Origin of the sequence: Pseudanabaenaceae cyanobacterium SKYG29 (genome assembly GCA_025055675.1) — a bacterium.
In the GTDB taxonomy this organism is placed as follows: Bacteria; Cyanobacteriota; Cyanobacteriia; order Pseudanabaenales; family Pseudanabaenaceae; genus M5B4.
On sequence record JANWWT010000001.1, the window covers coordinates 545,879 to 566,104 of the forward strand.

20 protein-coding genes and 2 tRNA genes are annotated in these 20,226 nt (G+C 49.3%); 19 read left to right on the forward strand and 3 right to left on the reverse strand.

Going from position 1 to position 20,226, the window contains the following annotated elements:
* Positions 1-12: 12 nt before the first annotated feature.
* Positions 13-216 carry a phycobilisome linker polypeptide gene (locus NZM01_02625; protein MCS6958925.1) on the forward strand — a complete coding sequence of 68 codons (204 nt, stop codon included), beginning with the start codon at positions 13-15 and terminating at the stop codon, positions 214-216.
* Positions 217-246: 30 nt separating this feature from the next.
* On the opposite strand, the gene prfB is transcribed toward NZM01_02625, so the two are convergent.
* Positions 247-1,354, reverse strand: a protein-coding gene (gene prfB, locus NZM01_02630; protein MCS6958926.1) for a peptide chain release factor 2 whose coding sequence is annotated in 2 segments (ribosomal slippage) — positions 247-1,281 and positions 1,283-1,354 — 1,107 coding nt in all. Because the reading frame shifts where the segments join, the coding sequence is not laid out codon by codon here.
* A gap of 74 nt (positions 1,355-1,428) precedes the next feature.
* Here prfB and NZM01_02635 point away from each other — a divergent pair.
* The 8 genes from NZM01_02635 to NZM01_02670 all read left to right on the forward strand — a co-directional run bounded on the left by NZM01_02635 (position 1,429) and on the right by NZM01_02670 (position 9,093).
* Complete coding sequence (locus NZM01_02635; GenBank protein MCS6958927.1) at positions 1,429-1,872, forward strand: FHA domain-containing protein; 444 nt, start codon at positions 1,429-1,431, stop codon at positions 1,870-1,872.
* 46 nt (positions 1,873-1,918) lie between these two features.
* The gene (locus NZM01_02640) at positions 1,919-2,902 is read left to right on the forward strand and encodes a 4Fe-4S binding protein (GenBank protein ID MCS6958928.1); all 984 of its coding nucleotides are present in this window, start codon (positions 1,919-1,921) and stop codon (positions 2,900-2,902) included.
* A complete protein-coding gene (locus NZM01_02645) occupies positions 2,883-4,517 on the forward strand; it encodes an AAA family ATPase (GenBank protein ID MCS6958929.1) in 1,635 nt (544 codons plus the stop codon). The genes NZM01_02640 and NZM01_02645 overlap by 20 nt, the downstream gene beginning before the upstream one ends.
* Positions 4,511-5,191, forward strand: coding sequence for an HAD-IA family hydrolase (locus NZM01_02650; protein MCS6958930.1), 681 nt, complete (start codon positions 4,511-4,513; stop codon positions 5,189-5,191). The genes NZM01_02645 and NZM01_02650 overlap by 7 nt, the downstream gene beginning before the upstream one ends.
* A 69-nt stretch (positions 5,192-5,260) precedes the next feature.
* Positions 5,261-6,013 carry a phycocyanobilin:ferredoxin oxidoreductase gene (locus NZM01_02655; protein MCS6958931.1) on the forward strand — a complete coding sequence of 251 codons (753 nt, stop codon included), beginning with the start codon at positions 5,261-5,263 and terminating at the stop codon, positions 6,011-6,013.
* Complete coding sequence (locus tag NZM01_02660; protein ID MCS6958932.1) at positions 6,013-6,942, forward strand: glycosyltransferase; 930 nt, start codon at positions 6,013-6,015, stop codon at positions 6,940-6,942. The genes NZM01_02655 and NZM01_02660 overlap by 1 nt, the downstream gene beginning before the upstream one ends.
* Positions 6,917-8,242: a glycosyltransferase family 4 protein gene (locus tag NZM01_02665; protein MCS6958933.1), complete on the forward strand. Its 1,326-nt coding sequence runs from the start codon at positions 6,917-6,919 to the stop codon at positions 8,240-8,242. Before NZM01_02660 ends, NZM01_02665 begins: the two co-directional genes overlap by 26 nt.
* A complete protein-coding gene (locus NZM01_02670; GenBank protein MCS6958934.1) occupies positions 8,239-9,093 on the forward strand; it encodes a tetratricopeptide repeat protein in 855 nt (284 codons plus the stop codon). The genes NZM01_02665 and NZM01_02670 overlap by 4 nt, the downstream gene beginning before the upstream one ends.
* Here the strand turns inward: NZM01_02670 and NZM01_02675 are convergent, their stop codons facing one another.
* On the reverse strand, positions 9,094-10,383 hold the full coding sequence (locus tag NZM01_02675; protein MCS6958935.1) for a glucose-1-phosphate adenylyltransferase: 1,290 nt from the start codon (positions 10,381-10,383) through the stop codon (positions 9,094-9,096).
* Positions 10,384-10,511: 128 nt separating this feature from the next.
* Here NZM01_02675 and NZM01_02680 point away from each other — a divergent pair, with 128 nt between their 5' ends.
* Positions 10,512-12,179 carry an ATP-binding protein gene (locus tag NZM01_02680; protein MCS6958936.1) on the forward strand — a complete coding sequence of 556 codons (1,668 nt, stop codon included), beginning with the start codon at positions 10,512-10,514 and terminating at the stop codon, positions 12,177-12,179.
* A gap of 50 nt (positions 12,180-12,229) precedes the next feature.
* Positions 12,230-13,888, forward strand: a complete 1,659-nt coding sequence (locus tag NZM01_02685; GenBank protein MCS6958937.1) for an ATP-binding protein — start codon at positions 12,230-12,232, stop codon at positions 13,886-13,888.
* On the opposite strand, the gene NZM01_02690 is transcribed toward NZM01_02685, so the two are convergent.
* Positions 13,880-13,952 (reverse strand) — tRNA-Ala (locus tag NZM01_02690). The genes NZM01_02685 and NZM01_02690 overlap by 9 nt on opposite strands.
* Positions 13,953-14,067: 115 nt before the next feature.
* Between NZM01_02690 and pyk the strand changes: the two genes are divergently transcribed.
* The 8 genes from pyk (at position 14,068) to NZM01_02730 (ending at position 20,126) form a co-directional block, all read left to right on the forward strand.
* Entirely contained in the window at positions 14,068-15,489 is a 1,422-nt protein-coding gene (gene pyk, locus NZM01_02695) for a pyruvate kinase (protein MCS6958938.1), read from the forward strand.
* Positions 15,489-16,238 carry a sucrose-phosphate phosphatase gene (locus NZM01_02700; GenBank protein ID MCS6958939.1) on the forward strand — a complete coding sequence of 250 codons (750 nt, stop codon included), beginning with the start codon at positions 15,489-15,491 and terminating at the stop codon, positions 16,236-16,238. The genes pyk and NZM01_02700 overlap by 1 nt, the downstream gene beginning before the upstream one ends.
* A gap of 39 nt (positions 16,239-16,277) precedes the next feature.
* Positions 16,278-16,724 (forward strand): SRPBCC family protein, encoded by a 447-nt coding sequence (locus tag NZM01_02705; GenBank protein MCS6958940.1) that lies wholly within the window; start codon positions 16,278-16,280, stop codon positions 16,722-16,724.
* A 21-nt stretch (positions 16,725-16,745) separates the two neighbouring features.
* Positions 16,746-17,783, forward strand: coding sequence for a rod shape-determining protein (locus NZM01_02710; GenBank protein MCS6958941.1), 1,038 nt, complete (start codon positions 16,746-16,748; stop codon positions 17,781-17,783).
* Between the two features lie 4 nt (positions 17,784-17,787).
* Complete coding sequence (mreC, locus tag NZM01_02715) at positions 17,788-18,522, forward strand: rod shape-determining protein MreC (GenBank protein MCS6958942.1); 735 nt, start codon at positions 17,788-17,790, stop codon at positions 18,520-18,522.
* A complete protein-coding gene (gene mreD / locus NZM01_02720; GenBank protein ID MCS6958943.1) occupies positions 18,519-19,073 on the forward strand; it encodes a rod shape-determining protein MreD in 555 nt (184 codons plus the stop codon). Before mreC ends, mreD begins: the two co-directional genes overlap by 4 nt.
* Positions 19,074-19,142: 69 nt before the next feature.
* Positions 19,143-20,024 (forward strand): J domain-containing protein, encoded by an 882-nt coding sequence (locus NZM01_02725; protein ID MCS6958944.1) that lies wholly within the window; start codon positions 19,143-19,145, stop codon positions 20,022-20,024.
* Between the two features lie 28 nt (positions 20,025-20,052).
* Positions 20,053-20,126: transfer RNA gene (locus NZM01_02730), tRNA-Val, on the forward strand.
* The last annotated feature ends 100 nt before the right edge of the window (positions 20,127-20,226 follow it).

The following is a 20,226-nucleotide window of genomic DNA, read 5'->3' on the forward strand; positions in this document are numbered from 1 at the left end:
GGAGAACCGATTATGCGGATGTTTAAGATCACAGCCTGTGTGCCCAGTCAAACGCGGATTCGGACACAGCGGGAGTTACAAAATACCTTTTTCACTAAGCTCGTACCCTACGACAACTGGTTCCAAGAACAGCAGCGCATCCAGAAGATGGGTGGCAAAATTCTCAAGGTTGAACTAGCGGCAGGTAAGCCCGGTCGCAATACTGGTCTAGCCTAGATAGAGTTACCCCCAGTTGGGGGTTTTTTATTAGTTTTTTTGTGGTAGGGAGCGCAGTTGAGCTTGAATGAAGGGTTCTAAGTCACCGTCCATAACCGCTTGAATGTCAGTAGTTTCTATGCCTGTGCGCAGGTCTTTCACCAGTTGGTAGGGGTGAAATACGTAGTTGCGGATTTGATTGCCCCAGGCAGCTTCTACCATGTCCCCTCTGATGTCGGCGATCGCCTGTGCTCGCTGTTCCTGAGCGATAATTAAGAGTTTGGCTTTCAATAGCTGTAAGGCTTTCTCTTTGTTTTGTAACTGGGAGCGTTCCTGACTGCAACGCACGGAAATACCTGTAGGGATGTGGGTAACTCTCACCGCTGTTTCCACTTTGTTGACGTTTTGCCCGCCTTTGCCCCCCGATCGGCTGGTGGTAATCTCCAATTCCTTGGGGTCTAGCTCTAGTTGCACTTCTTCGTCTAAAAGGGGCATGACTTCTACACCGGCAAAGCTGGTCTGCCGCTTACCGTTGGCATTGAAGGGGGAGATACGTACTAAGCGGTGGGTACCTTTTTCCCCTGCGAGATAACCGTAGGCATAGCGCCCGTAGACTACTAGGGTTGCCGACTTGATCCCTGCCTCCTCTCCCTCTGATAGGTCAGATAGCTCCACTTTGTAACCCCTAGCTTCGCAGTAGCGCGTGTACATTCGCAGGAGCATTTCCGCCCAGTCCTGGGCATCTGTTCCGCCCGCCCCCGCGTTAATCGTCAGAACGGCATCATTTTGGTCGTAGGGACCTGCGAGGAGACGCTCTAGTTCCCACCGATCGAGCTCCTGCTGCAATGTTCGGAGCCGCTCCGCTGCCTCTTGGCTGAGGCTATGGTCTTCTCCCTCTGTCAATAGCTCCAGGATGGTCTGCAGGTCTTCGAGGTGCTTCTGCCAGGACTGCCACTGCTGGAGTGTACCTTTAATACTATCCAGTTCCTTGAGCACTTTTTGGGCTTTTTGCCCGTTATCCCAAAAGTCGGGTGTAGTAGATTGCCTCTCTAGGTCATAGAGATGGGCTTGTAAATGGGGTAAGTCAAAGATAGTCCTGGGCTTGCCCCAGGCGTAAAGTCAACTGTTCAATCTGACGCTTTAGGTCTAACAGCTCCATAGATCAGGGTGTGATAAACTAGAGTAACAGCTCGCTGCTATTATATTAAATAATTTTAGCTACCGTCTGCCGCCATGAAAGAGCCTGAGACCCAACATACGTTACTCATATCGGATACGCGGGGCAAGCGTAAGGTTGTACTGGGGGCATCACGCTACACAATCGGTAGGCAAACCGATAACACAATCCAGATTTACTCTAAATTTGTCTCGAAATATCATGCCGCATTGCTACGCATTCCCAAAGGGGAGGGGGGTAAGTATATTTACCGCATCCTGGATGGCAGTATAGATGGTAAGCCCAGTGTTAATGGTGTCACTATCAACAAGCAAACCAAAGTTAGTTCTTATGACCTGCAGCACGGTGACATTATCACCCTTGCTCCCGATGTGGAGATGAAGTATTTGGTGCTCACTCCTGATACTTTAGAAGAGGATGAGTGGATTGGTTTTGAATCCCTCCAGGAGTTCTCTCCCTCTAGTAACACTTCTTCCTCCAATACTGCCGTTTCTCCCTAAAAATTGCCTTGCCTATTGCCAATTTCTGCCTTAGTATGAGGGGCAAATGCCTGAGACCTCGCCTGTGAACGCCCTCCGATCGGGTCAGTGGTTCAAACTTATCTGCGGTGCTAGCTACCAACACCTACCCACCGTGCGGAATCTCTGTTTTATCTATGCGAAGGCGGGAGCTGATTGTATTGATGTGGCGGCTGACCCCAGTGTGGTACGCGTGGCGAGGGAGGGCATAGAGGCAGCAGGGGGCAAACCCTGGTTGATGGTCAGTATCAGCAATGGGGAGGACTTACATTTTCGCAAGGCCCAGTTTGATCACCAACTCTGTCCCCAGGATTGTAGTGCTCCCTGTCAGCGGGTCTGCCCTACCCAAGCAATTAGTTGGTCGGGGGTGAGTACCGATCGCTGCTATGGCTGTGGTAGATGTTTGCCTGTCTGTCCCCTGGGTATCATCACTACGCGGGAACAGCACTACGACTGGCGGGACTTGGTGGATTTGCCGATTGATGCGCTGGAAATTCATACTACGAGCGATCGGATAGCCGCCTTTGGGCAATTGTGGCGAGAGTTAGCCCCTTGGTTAGGGCGGCTAAAATTAGTAGCAGTGAGTTTTCCTGACCATCCTAACCTGGAGGCCAATTTGAGGGCATTGTTGACTACGATGCAGCCCCCCCCTGCTCTGCTACTGTGGCAAACTGACGGCAAACCGATGAGTGGTGATATTGGGGCAGGTACTACCCATCAAGCTATTCGGCTGGGGCAGAAAGTGCTAGCAATGAATCTCCCAGGCTTTGTGCAGCTGGCGGGGGGGACAAATGGGACAACGGTGGCGCACCTAAAAGGCTTGCCTGTCCACGGGGTTGCCTACGGCAGTTATGCCCGCGCCTTGGTGGCAGACCTCCTCGATCGGTTACCTGTGGGGGCAAGGATTGAAGATTTTCCCTTAATATTGGAGCAAGCCCTCACACGGGTAGCCCCTTTTGTTAACTCCCTGAAACAACGATCGCTGCAAGCCTATGTCGGACATTCTGCGTAGACAGGTCACTGATAACATTGAGGAATTGTTGGCAATTTTGCCCGACTCTATCCGTTATCCCCTTACCGCCCTGGGTAACTTTGATCAATTGGTGGAAATAGTCATGGACCTAGGGCGATTGCCAGAAGCGCGTTACTTTGACACAGTTGCCTATATCTCCAATCAGCCCGTAACTTGGCAGGATTTACAGACAGCGGTGGAACGGGTAGGGGATTTTAGTAGTGACAATCGCGCTGGTATAGAACGGACTTTACATCGCATCAGTGCTATCCGTAACCGCAAGGGACAGATTATCGGTCTTACCTGTCGCGTGGGCAGGGCTATCTATGGTAGCAGCGAGTTGATTCGGGATTTGATTGAAACAGGGAAATCGATTCTGCTCCTCGGTAAACCAGGCATGGGCAAGACAACAGCCCTCAGGGAAATTGCCCGCATCTTGGCAGATGAGATGAATAAACGGGTAGTGATCATTGATACCTCCAACGAGATTGCTGGGGATGGCGATATACCCCACCCCGCCATTGGTAAAGCTAGACGCATGCAGGTGGCACAGCCAGAGTTACAACATCGAGTCATGATCGAGGCGGTGGAAAACCATATGCCCCAGGTGATTGTCATTGATGAGATTGGCACAGAGTTAGAGGCTTTGGCTGCCCGCACGATCGCGGAAAGGGGGGTGCAACTGATCGGTACAGCCCACGGGAATGAGGTGGCAAATTTGATCAAAAATCCTACTCTGTCTGACTTAATTGGTGGGATTCAGTCGGTGACTTTGGGGGATGAGGAAGCCCGCCGCCGTGGTACGCAAAAGAGTATCCTAGAGAGGAAAGCGCCCCCTACTTTTGAAATTGCCGTGGAAATGGTGGAGCGCTATCGCTGGATTGTCCATACGGATGTGGCAGACACGATCGACAATCTGCTGCGGGGGAGAGAACCTAGCCGCCAAATCCGATCGGTGGACAGTACAGGTAAGGTAACGATTACGCACGAACTGCCCTCTAGCCCTGAATTGATTACTAATCCCTATGCTAAGGGTTGGCGATCGACGGGTAAGATGAAGCCCTTACCCCCTGCCTCGGAGGAGGAGGAAACCCATGTCCCAGCCCCAGGGGAGAAGCAGGGGGAGGTGACCTATGTGTATCTCTACGGGGTGAGTAGGCAGCAGGCGGAACAGGTGGCAAGTACGTTGCAGTTACCGATCGTGTTTTGCAAGGAAATCGACCAAGCGGATATGGTGTTAACTTTACGCTCCCACTTCAGGAGTAATGGCAAGCTACGACAGTTAATTGAATCGCGGGATATTCCTGTGCATACGGTCAAAAGCAATGCCCTACCCCAAATCACGCGGGCGCTGCGGCGGATGCTACACCTAGACGAACCTCTGACGGATTTGTATGACTTTGCCTATGGGGACTCCGAGGATGAACTAGAGGCTTTGGAAGAAGCCCGCCTAGCGGTGGAACAGATTGTGATTCCCAAAAGACAGGCAGTAGAATTGTTGCCCCGATCGGCGAGTATCCGCAAGCTGCAGCATGAGTTAGTGGAGCACTATCAACTGCGATCGGATAGTTTTGGGGTAGAGCCAAACCGGCGGTTGCGGATTTATCCGTGGTAGAGGTTATTTTCTTTGATGCTGTGGGCACTCTGTTTGGGGTGCGGGGCAGTGTGGGGCAGATGTACCAGGTGGTAGCACAGGAGTGGGGCGTAGAGATTGACCCGCAAGTAACCGATCGGTGTTTTTACCAGGTATTTCAGGCTGCTCCCCCCATGGCGTTTCCTGGCTGTCCCCCTGCTCTAATTCCTGAGAGGGAATACGAATGGTGGTATCAACGGGCAGTGGAGACGTTTCAAGCAGCGGGTTATTACGGCAAATTTACTGACTTCGATCGCTTTTTCCAGCGTCTATACGACTTTTTTGCCAAGGCTGACCCCTGGGAAGTTTATCCCGAAACTGCGGAGGTACTAACAGAACTACAAAGGCGCGGTTACCGTTTAGCAGTAATTTCTAACTTTGATTCCCGTCTTTTTCCAGTCATGGCAGCTCTGGGGCTATCGTCTTTTTTTGCAAGGGTGATTATTTCTACCCAGGTGGGCGGCGCAAAACCCGATCGGCTGATTTTTCAGACAGCTCTAGCCCAATTGCAAGTTCCAGCTACTCAGGCATTGCATGTGGGGGATAGTCGGCGAGAAGATTACGAAGGAGCGATCGGGGCAGGGTTGCAGGCTTTTTGGTTACAGCGTCCCCACCATACTCTGGCAGATGTATTCTCTTGCCTACAGCAAACTTAACATTACGCCACATTAGTTGAACTAAGATAGAAAGTGTTGTAATTCTTACCTAAATTTCACTGGGCATTTATGAAGGCAGGTCTGCGGGAGTTTGTTCATCCCCTGGTGGGGCAGTTAGCCGATCGGATTGAATCACTTTGGCAGCAGTATCTGGAACTAGCTCCCTACGACGACATGCCAGCGGATTTGGGCTATGTGGAAGGGGCACTGGAAGGAGAACGCCTGACAATTGAAAATCGTTGTTACCAAGCTCCCCAGTTTCGCAAGTTGCATTTGGAATTAGCCCATCTTAGTCAAGGCTTGGATATTTTGCACTGCGTCATGTTCCCCCGATCGGAATATTCTCTACCTATCTTTGGCACAGATTTGGTGGGGAGTAAGACGGGTGTAATTAGTGCTGCTATTGTGGACCTTTCCCCCGTCAATCCCGATCGGTCTTTACCTTTGTGTTATCAAAGGAGACTCAGTCAGTTGGCACCTTTAGTGTTGAAAGAACCAAGGGCGTTGCCCGAGTGGGGAGATATTTTCTCCGATTATTGTTTATTTGCCCGTTTAACCGACCCTGAGGAAGGGCAGAAATTTTTACAAAGAGTGGAAGAGTATTTGGTCATTCACTGTGAAATTGCTATAGAGACGCAGCCCCTGCAGTCTTTAGAAGAGATAGACCATATTCGTTCCCGCCAACAAAACTACTGCCTCAAACAACAACAAAACGATAAAACTAGGAGGGTTTTGGAAAAGTCATTCGGCACGGAATGGACAGAACGCTACATGACGACTATGCTGTTTGATGTGCCTGTCACCTCTAGCCTGTCTATGTGATGGAGGTCACCATCCTCATTCCTACCTATAACGGGGGACAATTTTTAGGGGAAACCCTCGCCACTGTCCGTCACCAAACCTATCGGAACTTTAACCTAGTAATCAGCGATGATGACTCCACGGATGACACCCTGAAGATCATTCGGAGTTTTCGGGCTACTGTTAATTTCCCTGTTTATGTGTTGGAACACGATCGATTAGGTCTAGTCCCTAATTGGAATTATGGGATTGAGTTTATCCAGCACTATCTACCCCAAACTCAGTACCTAAAATTGCTCTGCCAAGATGATGTTTTGTACTCCGATTGTCTGGCGGAGATGGTCAATTTTTGTCAGATGCATCCCCAGGTGGGTATGGTATTCAGTCGCCGATCGGTTATTGGTCAACTCCCCCCCCAGTTATCTTGGCTCAGGGATTTAACTAGTCACTGGCAACAAATTACACCCCTCCAATCTGGTTTAGCTTATTTTTCTGACCCCCACTTTCTAGCTCCCCCCGATAACAAAATTGGCGAACCAAGTAATGTACTAATTAATATGGCAGTCTTCGATCGTTTAGGGCTGTTTGACCCCCAGTTTCACCAGTACTGCGATTTAGAAATGTGGTTAAGAATTATGGCTAATTTTCCTGTGGGGTTTATCGATCGGGAATTAAGTAGCTTTCGTGTCCATCCCCACCAAACCACCTGGCAAAATGAAAAAAACGATCGGGTGTGGGCAGAGATTTATGCCGTTTGGTGCAAGGTATTGAGTCATCCCCACTATCAACAAGTGCCGACAAAAGTGAAAAATAGAATTCTCCTGCATATTTTTAGTCAACTGGGGAGAGAATGTTTTAGAATTATCAAGCACTGGCGACCCGATCGCTTCCCTGCTGTTTTGTTCTGGTTGGGACAGTCTGTCTATGCGCGTTTTATTTCTCCATCCTAACTTTCCGGCTCAGTTTCGGCACGTGGCCACTCTCCTGGGTCGTGACCCCAAAAATCAACTGGTGTTTGGCACTAAGACAGAAAACAACCTGCAAATCAGCGGGGTACTCAAGGTGATGTACCAGGTAGCGCGGGAACCTAGTCCCCAAACCCATCACTATGTCCGTACTTTGGAAGGGGCAGTGCTGCAGGGGCAAGGGGTGTATCGCATGTGCGAAGACCTCAAGCGCAAAGGTTTCTACCCCGATTTGGTGTATGCCCACTCTGGTTGGGGTCCCAGTCTCTACGTCAAAGATATTTTCCCCAAGGCAGCCCACCTCAGCTACTTTGAGTGGTATTACAACGCGCGGGGCGCAGATGCGGATTTTGACCCCAGTGAACCCCTCAGTGCCGATGATTACCTGCGCATTCGCACCAAAAACGCTCCCATCCTCATGGATTTAGGTCATTGCGATTGGGGGATTTCTCCCACCTACTGGCAGCGCAGTCAATTTCCTGAAGTCTTCCATCCCCGAATTACGGTCTTGCACGATGGGGTAGACACAGAGTATTTCAAACCCAAACCAGGGGCGAAGTTAGTCTTGCCTGATAAAAACCTCGACCTCTCCCATGTGGACGAACTAGTGACTTATGTAGCGCGGGGCATGGAGCCTTATCGTGGGTTCCCCCAGTTCATTGAAACTCTGGGCATTCTCTTGGCTCGTCGTCCCTATTGTCATGCGGTGATTGTGGGAGAAAATCGCGTTTGCTACGGCAAGGCAGCTCCTGCGGGCACAACCTACAAAGATATGATGCTGGAAAAAGTGCCCCTCGATATGTCCCGTGTGCATTTTACAGGTGGGTTGCCCTACGGTCAGTATTTGCAGGTGATCCAGGCTTCCAGTGTGCATGTCTACCTTACCCGTCCTTTTGTCCTCTCCTGGTCGATGATTGAGGCTATGTCGGCGGGTTGTTTGGTTTTAGGGTCAGATACTGAGCCAGTAAGAGAAGTAATAGAGGATGGCAAGAACGGTTTGTTGGTGGATTTCTTCAGCCCAGAAAAGATTGCCGATCGGATAGAAGAAGTGTTAGACCATCCCGATCGGTATGCCCAAATCCGGCAAAAAGCTAGAGAGACCGTCCTAGAGCGCTATTCCCATCATCTACTTTTACCTAAGCACATCAAGCTGATGGAAGCAGTGGCAAATCGGCAATTACCGCCTGACCTGGGTTTAGAAGATCAGATAGTCCAACCAACTACGACAGCTGCTAAAAAGACAAAATCAAAGAAACAAAAGGGTTTTGCAGAACTGTTGCAATGAAGACGATATGCCTACTGTTGTGTTTGTTAGTGGGTTTAGGGGGTAGGGTTAGCAGTCAGTCCAATACAGAAGAAGCAAGGGAGTTAGTGGAGCGAGGTAATGGTTTTGTCAAAGTAGGCAATATCCAGCAGGCTATTCCTCTCTATCGTCTTGCCATTGCCAAGGACAGCAGTTTTGTTCCTGCCCACTACAACCTGGGATTAGCTCTAGCTCAGACTGGCAATTTGGCGGAGGCAACCACAGTCCTACAGACGGTGATTAAACTCAAACCTGATTTTGTCCCTGCTTACAGTGACCTGGGTGCCGTCTTCCTAGACAGGGGTCAACCCCAAAGGGCTATTCCCTATCTGCAAAAAGCTATAGAACTCGATCGGAATTTTGCCAATGCCCACTACAACTTAGGACTAGCCCGCAAAGCTATAGGAGATAACAAAGGGGCAATTACTGCTCTGTTGACCGCCCAAAAACTAGACCCCAAAAAACCCGAAACCTTTTATCATTTAGGCTTACTCTACCAAGAACAGGGGGATTACAACAGTGCCCTTGATGCTTACCAGAAAGCTATCAACCTCAATTCCGGCTACAGCCAAGCCTACTACAACCTCGGTGCTCTCTTCTTTTTGCAGGGAGATATACCCAGCGCTGTGCAACACCTACAACGATCGATTGCTTTGCAACCCAACCTAGCTGATGCCCATTTCACCTTGGGCGTAGTCTATAGCCGCACGGGCAGAAAACAGGAAGCCCTCAACTCCCTACAGACCGCTTTGCAGCTCTACCAAAAACAACAGAACCAAACCTGGATCGATCGGACAGCTCAAACCATCCAAGCGATCCAAAGAAGCAATTAGTTAAATGATGGTGTTATCGGGAATAGTGGCATTTTTCAGAATGATAACGATACCACCACGAATGCAAAATCCCTTTTCTTCAAAGTCAGCATCTTGCACATGGTCTTTGTTGATAATCTGCACATTTTTGCCAATCCGCACATTTTTGTCGATAATGGCACGCCGGATAACTGTGTTTTCCCCAATTCCCATCGGCACCCTACCACAGGCAATATCTTGGTCAATTTCTTCCTTCTTCTGGTAGAAATCACAACCCATGAACAGGGAGTCCTCAATCACGCAACCATTTCTCACGTGCAGACGCAACCCCAACACGGAATGACTGATCCTAGACCGCTCAATTACACAGCCATCACTGACAATCGAGTCCGTGATTTGACAGTCCACCACCTGGGTAGGGGGTAAATAACGGGGTCTGGTGTAAATAGGAGCATCTTCCTCGTAGAGCTGGAAAGGTGGATTGGGGTAGCGAGTTAGATTGATGTTGGCGTGATAAAAAGCATCGATCGTACCAATATCTTCCCAATAGCCATTAAAGAGGTAGGTCTGCACATTGTACTTGTCGATCGCATTGGGGATGACTTCTTTACCAAAATCAATGTGAGAGGGGTTATTACGCAGGGTGTCGATTAAAACCTGTTTACGGAAGACATAAATGCCCATAGAAGCAATAAACGGCTTTTGTATAGCCTCTTCTCGACTCAAGCCCAACATAGAAGTGTCAACTCGCATTTCCTCTAGCTCCAAGCCCTTGGGTTTTTCCTTAAAACCAATTACCCGATTGGTGCTGTCTAACTTCATCAACCCGAAAGCCGAAGCCCGTTTTGAGTCTACGGGTAAAACTGCCAAAGTAATATCAGCATTGGTCTGCCGATGGCGTTCAATAAATAGCCGATAATCCATACGGTACAAGTGATCCCCAGAGAGAATGAGATAATCCCGCACATCCCAGGACTCAAACAGCCACAAATATTGCCGCACCGCATCCGCTGTCCCCTGGAACCAATCCGTATTCTCCGGTGTCTGTTGAGCAGCTAAGACATCCACAAAACCATCCCCAAAGGAAGAGGGACGGTAGGTCTGATTGATGTGACGGTTGAGGGAGGCAGAATTAAACTGAGTCAAAACATAGATTTTGTCAATCCCAGAATTGATGGAGTTACTTACAGGAATGTCAATTAGGCGATACTTTCCTGCCAGGGGCACAGCCGGTTTTGCCCGTAGTTTGGTTAGGGGATATAGTCTTGTCCCTTGCCCACCGCCTAGGATAATACACAGTACGTCTTTCATAGTCCACCTTGCTTGCCTTACGCACCTATTGTGTTCCTTGATGGCAACCTTGGCAAGTTACAAACTCCTTGGTTATACACTCGTACTTCCTAGGGTAGAATAAATACAGCTGAGTTCTGTACCTAGTGATGCCTGCTGCTCCTATTCCCGACAACGAGTCCGAGCGCGTTCAGGAATTGTATCGCTACCAAATACTGGATACTCCACCAGAACCAGACTTTGATGACATCACTAGGCTAACTAAGATGATCTGCGAAACTCCCGCAGCTTTGGTGACACTGATTGACACCGATCGGCAGTGGTTCAAATCTTGCTATGGGTTGGCAGGTTCGGAAACTCCCAGAGAGCAAGCTTTCTGTGCCTACACTATCCTGTCTGATGAACCCTTTATTGTGGAAGACGCTACTACCCACCCCCTCGTGTGTGATAACCCAGTGGTTCTCTATCCTCCTTACGTGCGCTTTTATGCAGGCTTTCCACTGATTACTCCCAAGGGTTTCCGTTTGGGTTCACTCTGTGTAGTTGACTTTGTCCCACGCCAAATTTCCCCCGATCGTATAGAAATGCTCCGTATTTTGGCTAGGCAGGTGGTACACCTACTGGAATCGAGACTGTACCAAATCAAAATCTATGACTATGCCAAGGCGTTGACAGAGGCGAACCTAGCTAAGTCCAAGTTTGTTGCTACTCTCTCCCATGAAATCCGCACTCCCCTCAATGGTATCATCGGTAGCTTGCAGTTACTGGGGGAGACGACGCTGGATACGAGTCAAATGGAGTACTACCGCATTGCTCAAACTTCTAGCAAAGCTCTACTGTCTCTAGTCAATGAGGTGCTAGACCTTGCCAAGATTGAAGCAGGGAAATTAGAACTAATTCCCCAACCCACTAACCTAGAAGAGGTAGTACAAGAAGTTAAAACGATCGTTGTGCCGCAGATGCAGGAGAAGCAGCTTACTCTAGTTACTGACTACGATAAGAACATACCTGCCTGCTTGCATTTAGACAGGGATCGCTTACGGCAAATTCTTCTCAACCTAATCAGCAATGCTGTTAAATTCACACCCCCTGGTAAGTGGATTGTCATGCAATTCTCTTTGGTGAAAATGGTAGAGGATATGGCAACCGTAGCAGTAAGGGTAACTGACCAGGGGATCGGCATGAGCGAGGAAGAACAACAGCGCATCCTCAGTCCTTTTGCGCAAGCCAACTCCAGAATTAGCAAAACCTATGGTGGTACGGGTTTGGGTCTATCGATTAGTAATGAACTGCTCAAGTTGATGGGCAGTCAATTGTCGGTTACCAGTGTCAAGGGTCAAGGAACAACATTTTCTTTTACGTTGTCTGCACCGATAGCACTCCCACCACCTGAAATGAACCATTCTGCAAAAAACATGAAGGATGTTTCTAGACCATTGCGAATTCTGTTGGTAGAGGATAGTCCTACTAACCGTCTGGTTATCAACCGTCTCCTCACCCGTAAAGGGCATCAAGTTGAGGAAGCCAGTAACGGCGAGGAAGCAGAATTAAAAGCGAGACAAGAACAGTTTGATGTCATTGTCATGGACTTGGAAATGCCTCTTATGTCAGGAGAAGAAGCTGCTAGGCTAATCAAGAGTTTTAAACCAAGTTTACCCATTGTGATTTTCTCTGCTCATGCCTTTACTGATATACAGGCTAGGGTACAGGAATTTGCGGATGGTTATTTGACAAAACCGATCGATTTTGAGCAACTAGAGCAGACTCTCCAGAAACTAGTTGCTAGTTCTTCGATACCAGAGTTTCAATTATCCTGAATCCCGTGCCCGATTTTGGTAAGATGTAGCAGTACATTCCACAAAAACCTATGCCTCCAGCTCCACTACCTAGCAACGAGTCTGAGCGTTTGCAGGAACTGTACCGTTACGGCATATTGGATACGCCGCCTGAGCCAGATTTCGATAAGCTGACTCTCCTAGCTGCAAATATCTGTCAAGCTCCCGTAGCTATGATAAACCTGGTCGATGCCGATCGGGTGTGGGTCAAGTCTTCCTATGGATTGCCAGTTTGTGAAGTAGGAAGGCAAGATGCCATGTGCAGTTACACCATCCTTTCCGAGAGCCCCTTTATAGTTGAGGATGCTACTCAGGATGCTCAGGTAAGCGACAGTCCCCTTGTATGCCAAGTCCCCCATGTTCGCTTTTATTTGGGAGTGCCCCTAATTTCTCCCCGCCGTTTTTCCTTGGGGTCGTTTTGCATCATTGATTTTGTACCACGTCAAATTGAGCAGCAGAAAGTACAAATGTTACAGACTTTGGCTGAGCAAGCGGTGCATTTGTTTGAGTCCAAGCTGTATCAGCAAAAAATCCACCAGTATGCCAAAGCTCTGGCGGAGGCAAATTTAGCCAAGTCACGCTTTGTGGCTACTCTCTCCCACGAGATTCGTACTCCCCTCAATGGGGTAATCGGTAGTTTGCATCTACTAGGACAAACAAATCTGGAGCCAGCTCAGCAGGAATACTATCACATTGCCTACATTTCCAGCAAAGCAATCCTTGCCCTCGTCAATGAAGTGCTTGACCTTGCTAAAATTGAAGCGGGGAAATTGGAACTGGTGCCACAACCTACCAACCTAGAGTCTCTTGCCAGGGAGGTGCAAACGATCGTTACTCCCCAACTACAGGAAAAGCAAGTAAATTTAATCCTCGATTACGACGACCATATACCAAGTTGGGTAAGTGTAGATGGTGACCGTGTGCGCCAAGTTCTACTTAACCTGACAGGTAATGCTGTCAAGTTCACGCCTACGGGAAAATCCATCACGTTGAAGTTTGTGTTAGTGGAACGATCGGATGAACAGGCGGTAGTAGAAGTGCAGGTAAGAGACCAGGGGATTGGGATGACACCCGAGGAACAGCAGAGAATTTTAGCTCCCTTCAGTCAAGCTAATAATCAGGTTAGTAAGCAGTATGGTGGCACAGGTTTGGGCTTGTCGATTAGTAATGAGTTATTAAAATTGATGGGCAGTCATCTACAACTTACCAGTGCCAAGGGGGAGGGTACTACCTTTTCATTTGTCCTAACTGTTCCCTTGGCAAGCCCGCCCTCCCCTGAGGAATCTCACCCCGAAATGAAAGATACTCTCCCATCTTTACGGATTTTGTTGGCAGAAGATAGCCCTACTAATCGTCTGGTTATTGAGCGTATACTTACTCGCAAGGGTCACAGAGTAGTAGCAGTGAGCAACGGACAAGAAGCAGTGGCGAGGGCAAAGGTAGAGCAGTTTGATGTTGCTATCCTAGACTTGGAAATGCCATTGATGAGTGGGGAAGAAGCAACAAAGGCTATTAAAGACTACAGACCATTCCTGCCTGTTCTCATCACCTCTGGTCATGCTCTAAGCGATGTACAAGCTAGAGTGCAAGAGTTTGCCGACGGTTATCTAACCAAACCGATCGATGTACAAGAGTTAGACAAACTACTTCGCCTTACCACTTTCCGCTCCCAGCCTGCTCCATGGAGCTAACCGGACTCGAACCGGTGACCTTCTCAATGCCATTGAGACGCGCTACCAACTGCGCCATAGCCCCTTGTAAAAAACCATGATAGCAGATTTACTAGGATTTTAGACTTTCTTCCAGGGGTTTGTGCCTGCTGGCTTTTTATAATCAAGCCTTAATCAAGCCCGGAATTGGATAGGAAATTATGCTACCCCAGAGGACGAAGATTGTGGCCACGATCGGGCCTGCCAGCAACAAACCGGAGGTGATGGAGGCTTTGATCAAAGCGGGGTTATCCGTAGCTAGGTTGAACTTTTCCCACGGCTCCTACGATGATCACGCCCATATAATTGCCACCTTCCGCCACATTTCTCAGGTACTAGACATTCCTGTTACAGTGCTACAAGACCTGCAGGGTCCTAAAATTCGTGTGGGAGTATTGCCAGAACCTATTCCCCTGGCAATTCGGGAAACAGTGGAGCTTGTTCCCCTGGAAGTCTGGCGTAATCAGCCCAACACCATTCCTATTGATTATCCTTTTCTCGCCCGCGAAGCCAAACCTGGTAACCGTGTCCTCCTAGACGATGGTCTGATGGAACTGGTGGTACTTGCCACCAAGGATTCTGCCACTGTCTGTGAAGTTGTGCGGGGGGGCATGCTCAGAAGCCGTAAGAGTGTGAATTTGCCCGATATTGACCTCAGCTTGCCCTCCATGACTCCCAAAGACCTGCAGGACTTGGAATTTGGCTTAGCGCAGGGTGTGGACTGGGTGTCTTTGAGTTTTGTCCGCAAACCTCAGGATGTGACTCTCCTGAAACAGAAGATTAAAGAGATGGGCTACGATGTGCCCGTAATTGCCAAGATTGAAAAGCCCCAGGCTATGGCTCATCTAGATGAAATCATCCAAGTCGCTGATGGGGTGATGGTGGCCAGAGGTGACCTTGGGGTGGAACTCAGTCCAGAAAGAGTGCCGCTCGCGCAAAAGGAAATTATCAAAAAATGCAATCGCCATGCCATTCCCGTAATTACAGCAACCCAGATGCTAGAAAGCATGATTGAAAATCCCCGTCCTACCCGCGCCGAAGCGAGTGATGTTGCCAATGCTATCCTCGACGGCACTGATGCCATTATGCTCTCAGGGGAATCAGCGGTAGGTAAATACCCAGTGCAGGCAGTGGAAATGATGGTGAAAATTGCCCGTGAGATCGAAGCTGTCTATCACCCTGTCAATGACCCGCCAGAAACTAATGATGCTCCCCATGCCATCAGTGAGGCGATTCACACGATCGAAGAAATTCTCTCTTTACGGGCTATTGTCCTGTGTAGTATTACGGGGGAGAGTGCTCGCCTGGTGGCAGCTGAACGTCTGCGTACCCCCGTCTATGCTGTGACGACAGACCGATCGGTCTATTACCGCATGAATCTGCTGTGGGGGATTACACCCCTGTGGGTGTCTGAAGTGGGCAGTGTCGCCAGTTTTATCAGAATGGTAGAAAAGCTGCTGTGCAGTAGGGGAGTTGCCTGTGACGGCGACCAGATTTTAATTGTTGGCGGAACCCCTGTCCTTGCCAGCCATAGCACCAATTTTATTAAAATCCACACGGTGGGGGAAGAGTTTATCGCCTAATGCAACAGTTTCTGTTGGTAACAGACCTGGATAATACTCTAATTGGGGACAATGAAGCGACACTCAACCTAATTAGACATTTGTTGCCCCACCGCGATCGCTTTTATCTGTTCTATGCTACAGGCAGAAATTTTGACTCTGTTGCTCATTTAATGGGCTTTTTTCAGTTACTGACTCACACTCCTTTGCTGACTCCTGATTATTTAATTGCCAGTGTGGGCACAGCCATTTATCACCGCAGCTACCCAGACCCAGCCTGGACTAGATATATCGATCGGGACTGGCACAGAGACAAAATTGCCCATTTACTACAGGGTTTTCCGGGCTTAATCCCCCAATCCGATCGGGAACAAAATCCTTGGAAACTGAGTTTTTATTTGATAACTAAAGATGACACTGCTACTATCAGCAAGATTACTGAGTTACTGTCAGCAAACCAGTTACCGTGCCACATTACCTTCAGCCATAGAAACACCCTGGATATAACCCCTACTCACGCCCATAAAGGGTCAGCTATTCTGTGGCTACAGCAACAGTTAGGGATTAGTGCCCTCCCTACCCTCGTCTGCGGCGACTCCGGCAATGACATAACTATGTACCAGCCCCAGTTCTACGGTGTGATTGTCAAAAATGCCCAGCCGGAATTATTAGAGTGGTACGCACAACAGCAAAGCGATCGACTGCTCCTCTCCCAATTTGATTACGCTGCCGCCATTTTAGATGCCCTGCGGTATTTTGCACTGCTGTAAATCCTGATAGAATAAAGCCAACGTTAAGAACTGTACACAATGGCAAATCCAGACGGGTGGTTAGAGCATACTGTCCAAGTGCAAGTGGAACGACCAGTGGCAGATGTCTGGCGCTTATGGTCCGACCTGGAACAAATGCCCAACTGGATGCAGTGGATTCAAGCTGTACAGGTTTCCCGCGACCAGCCTGGTCTCTCTAGCTGGGTACTAGGGACACAACAATTTCACTTTACCTGGCGCTCCCGCGTTGTCAGGGAAATACCCCTACAATTGATTCAGTGGGAAGCGATCGATGGACTGCCTAATCGGGGAGCAATTCGTTTCTATGACCGCCATCCCCACACAATCGTGAAGATGACAGTTGCCTATGCCATCCCGGGCATCATTGGGCAAGTTATGGACAGACTGTTTCTAGGGAGACTGGTGGAGTCCACCCTGCAAGCTGACCTCAATCGCTTTCGTAATTACGCTGTCCGCCAAGTATAGATTCAGTTTGGGAGAAGGAGTGTGTCAATTCTGCGCTTTTCTAAAGACATCGGCATTGACTTGGGCACCGCCAACACCCTGATTTATGTAGCAGGGGAAGGTATAGTCCTACAGGAGCCTTCGGTAATAGCGATCGATGAACGGGACGGGACTGCCTATGCCGTGGGTCACGAGGCTAACAAAATGATCGGGCGTACTCCCAAAGACATTAGGACAGTTAGACCCCTGCGCGACGGTGTAATTGCTGACTTTGATGCGGCGGAAATGATGCTCAGAGCTTTTATCCAGCGGGTACGGCGCGGGCTGTTCAACCCCCGCATTGCCATCGGTATCCCCAGTGGTGTGACTTTAGTGGAGTGGCGAGCTGTCATGGATGCCACCCGGCGGGCAGGGGCGCGGGAAGTCTATCCCATCGATGAACCCCTAGCAGCAGCGATCGGGGCAGGGTTACCCGTGACAGAACCTACAGGCAATATGATTGTGGACATTGGAGGGGGAACAACGGAAGTAGCTGTCCTCAGTTTGCAGGGGATAGTAATTAGCGAATCGGTGCGGGTAGCAGGGGACGAACTGACCAACGCCATTATGAATTACTTGAAACGGGAACACAACTTGGTGGTGGGGGAGCGCACCTCGGAAGAGATCAAAATTCGTATTGGTTCCGCCTATCCCACAGGAGAGGAAGAGAGTATGGAAGTACGGGGCTTACATCTCCCCTCTGGCTTACCCCGCACGGTAACAGTAAAAACTTCGGAAATTCGCGAAAGTATGGCAGAACCCCTCTCTGTGATTGTAGAGGCTGTCAAACGTACCCTGGAAAATACTCCCCCCGAATTGGCGGCAGATATTATCGATCGGGGGATTATGCTGACTGGGGGTGGTGCTTTGTTGCGGGGACTGGATACCCTGATCAGTCACGAAACAGGCATTGTCACACTAGTTGCCCCTGCTCCCCTTAATTGTGTAGTTTTAGGGGCGGGGAGAGTCCTAGAAGACTATAAAAATCTCCATCGTGCCCTGACGATCAGTCGGTTTAACTTTGCCAAGGGACAGACCTAATCCTATGGCGCAGGTGGGTAAGGGCTGGTGGCGCTACGGCTGGCAAGTCGGTCTGATTTGTGTGGGGATTTACTTCGCTCTTCTCCTCCGCCAGGGAGATTCTCTGCTTTTGGGAGAAATTTACGAATTTTTTAGCCGTCCCTTTCAAGCCACAATTTCTGTCCAGGACTACCTACGGGACGCTCAGATACAAGGATTGGAAGCCCGCATTGCCGAGCTGGAAAATCAAATTGCCCAACTCCAAGCCTTACTGCAGCTACCTTCTGCTAGCCAACCTAATGCCATTTGGGCACCCGTGATTGGCAGAAGTGCTGATGCTTGGTGGCAGCAGTTACTAATTGGCAAAGGCAAACAGGACGGTATCCAGCCAGGGGCAGTAGTAGAGGGACAGGGGGGCTTAGTAGGGAGAGTCACTAAAGCGGGGGAGCGCAGTAGCCAAGTGTTGTTAATCAGTGATATGTCCAGTCAGGTAGGGGTGATGGTCAGCCGCTCGCGGGTGATGGGCATTTTGCGGGGACAAAATCAAAATACAGGGCTTGTGGAATTTTTTGTGCGGGATGCGGACGTAAAAGCGGGAGATATTGTTGTCACTTCCCCTGTCAGTTCTCTGTTTCCCCAGGGCATTCCCGTAGGGCGAGTGCGATCGGTAGATGTCAATAAACAGCCTGCTCCCGAAGCAGTGGTTGAATTTTTAGCACCCTTGGGCTGGTTAGAGTATGTGCGGGTACTGCCATCGTGAGCCACATCCTGCGTTGTACCTGTTTGTATAGTCTGGGGTTAGGGGGAACTTTACTCCTTTGTCTTCTGTTGTTACCCGCTCGTTTACCGGGGACAACTATTTTTGGCTATGCCCCTAACTGGCTCATGATTTGGTTAGTGGGCTGGAGTCTACGGCGGCCAATCCCCCTAGCAGTAGGAGTGGGTGTTTGCCTGGGGTTACTTCAGGACACATTTGTGTTGCCTCCCGCAGCAGGTATCCTGCCCACCCATGCCCTGGGTTTAGGAATCAGTGGGGGTCTGACAGCTATGTTACAAAAACAGCGCTATGTGCAGGAGGATTTCATCTCCGTTGCTCTCATCGTCTTTGCCATGGTGGTCATCAGTGAAACAATTAACGCCCTCCAACGTACTTGCCTCGGGGAAGACCTTGTGCAGGTCTGGACTGCCCATCAGCGCATTGCCCTCTCCTGTGCTGTCCTCACTAGCTTGTGGTCCCCTGTCCTTTACTTCCCCCTTACCCAACTTCGCCACTGGTTTTACCGATCGGTTCACTTTGTTAATAAAACTTAACGTAGCCTTGGTGATCACTGACCAGGGAGGGGCGGGTAGCCTAAGTGTAAAGAGGAATAGGGAAAAGCTATGGTGGCACAGGTGAGAACCTACAAAATAACCAAGGGTATTGGCAGGTATGACCTTGATGACTACTATGCTGTTTTGGGAGTACCCCTCAGCTCTACTGCCGAGGCTCTAAGGCAGCGCTATCTCACCCTGGCTAAGCAACTCCACCCAGACCTTGTACCTCAGAACCCCCAAGCTCATCAATATTTATCGCGGTTAGTCAACCCTGCCTACGCTGTTTTGCAGCAGGAGCGGGAACGATCGGAGTATCTTGACCTGCTACGTCTTCTGGCGAAGCGGCTAATGAAGCAATCCGTCAAAGATTTTACCCCCCAGTCGGAAGCAGCGCAAAGGTTAATAGCGAATCCCAGTATCAGTTTATACGAGCGGTTAGTGACAGAGATTGCTGCTAAACAATTTCAGGATTTAAGCAAAACTTGGGACTACATTAACTGTTTGAGTGAACTAAATTTAGTTTATCTCCTACTGCAGGAAGGTTTTCGTCCCCATAGTCCCCAAAGTGCACCAGCAGTCCGCTACGAAGATTTCCGTACTGTCAAAGACACTAGCAAACCTAGCCCCCCTACAGCCAAGCAACACATTGTCAGGGCCCAGGAACACATGAAGGCGGAATTGTGGACAATGGCACTCCAGGAATTGCGGGCAGCTTTACAACTAGAACCCCAAAACAGCCTCTGTCATGCTCTCCTAGGTAAGGTCTATCTCCATCAAAACGTGCCGGGCATGGCAAAGGTCAGCTTCCAGCAGGCATTGAAGTATGACCCGCAAAACCCCATTGCCTTGTTAGGGATGAAGGAAGTAGAAAAACTGAAATCAAAGACACAAACTAAAGGCAAGAAAGATGAGGGCGGTTTCTTCGGTTGGTTAGGGAATAAAAAGTAATTACTTGTGCTATAGTAGAAGCTCACAGGGACGTATAGCTCAGGTGGTTAGAGCGTCACGTTGACATCGTGAAGGTCACTGGTTCGAGTCCAGTTACGTCCATTTTCTTCAGGTTGTGTTAAGTTCTGTTAGTAGAAATTGAAGTAAAGCCAAAATTATTCCTAGGGGCAGTTAATCTCCCACTATGATTGAGGTCAACAAG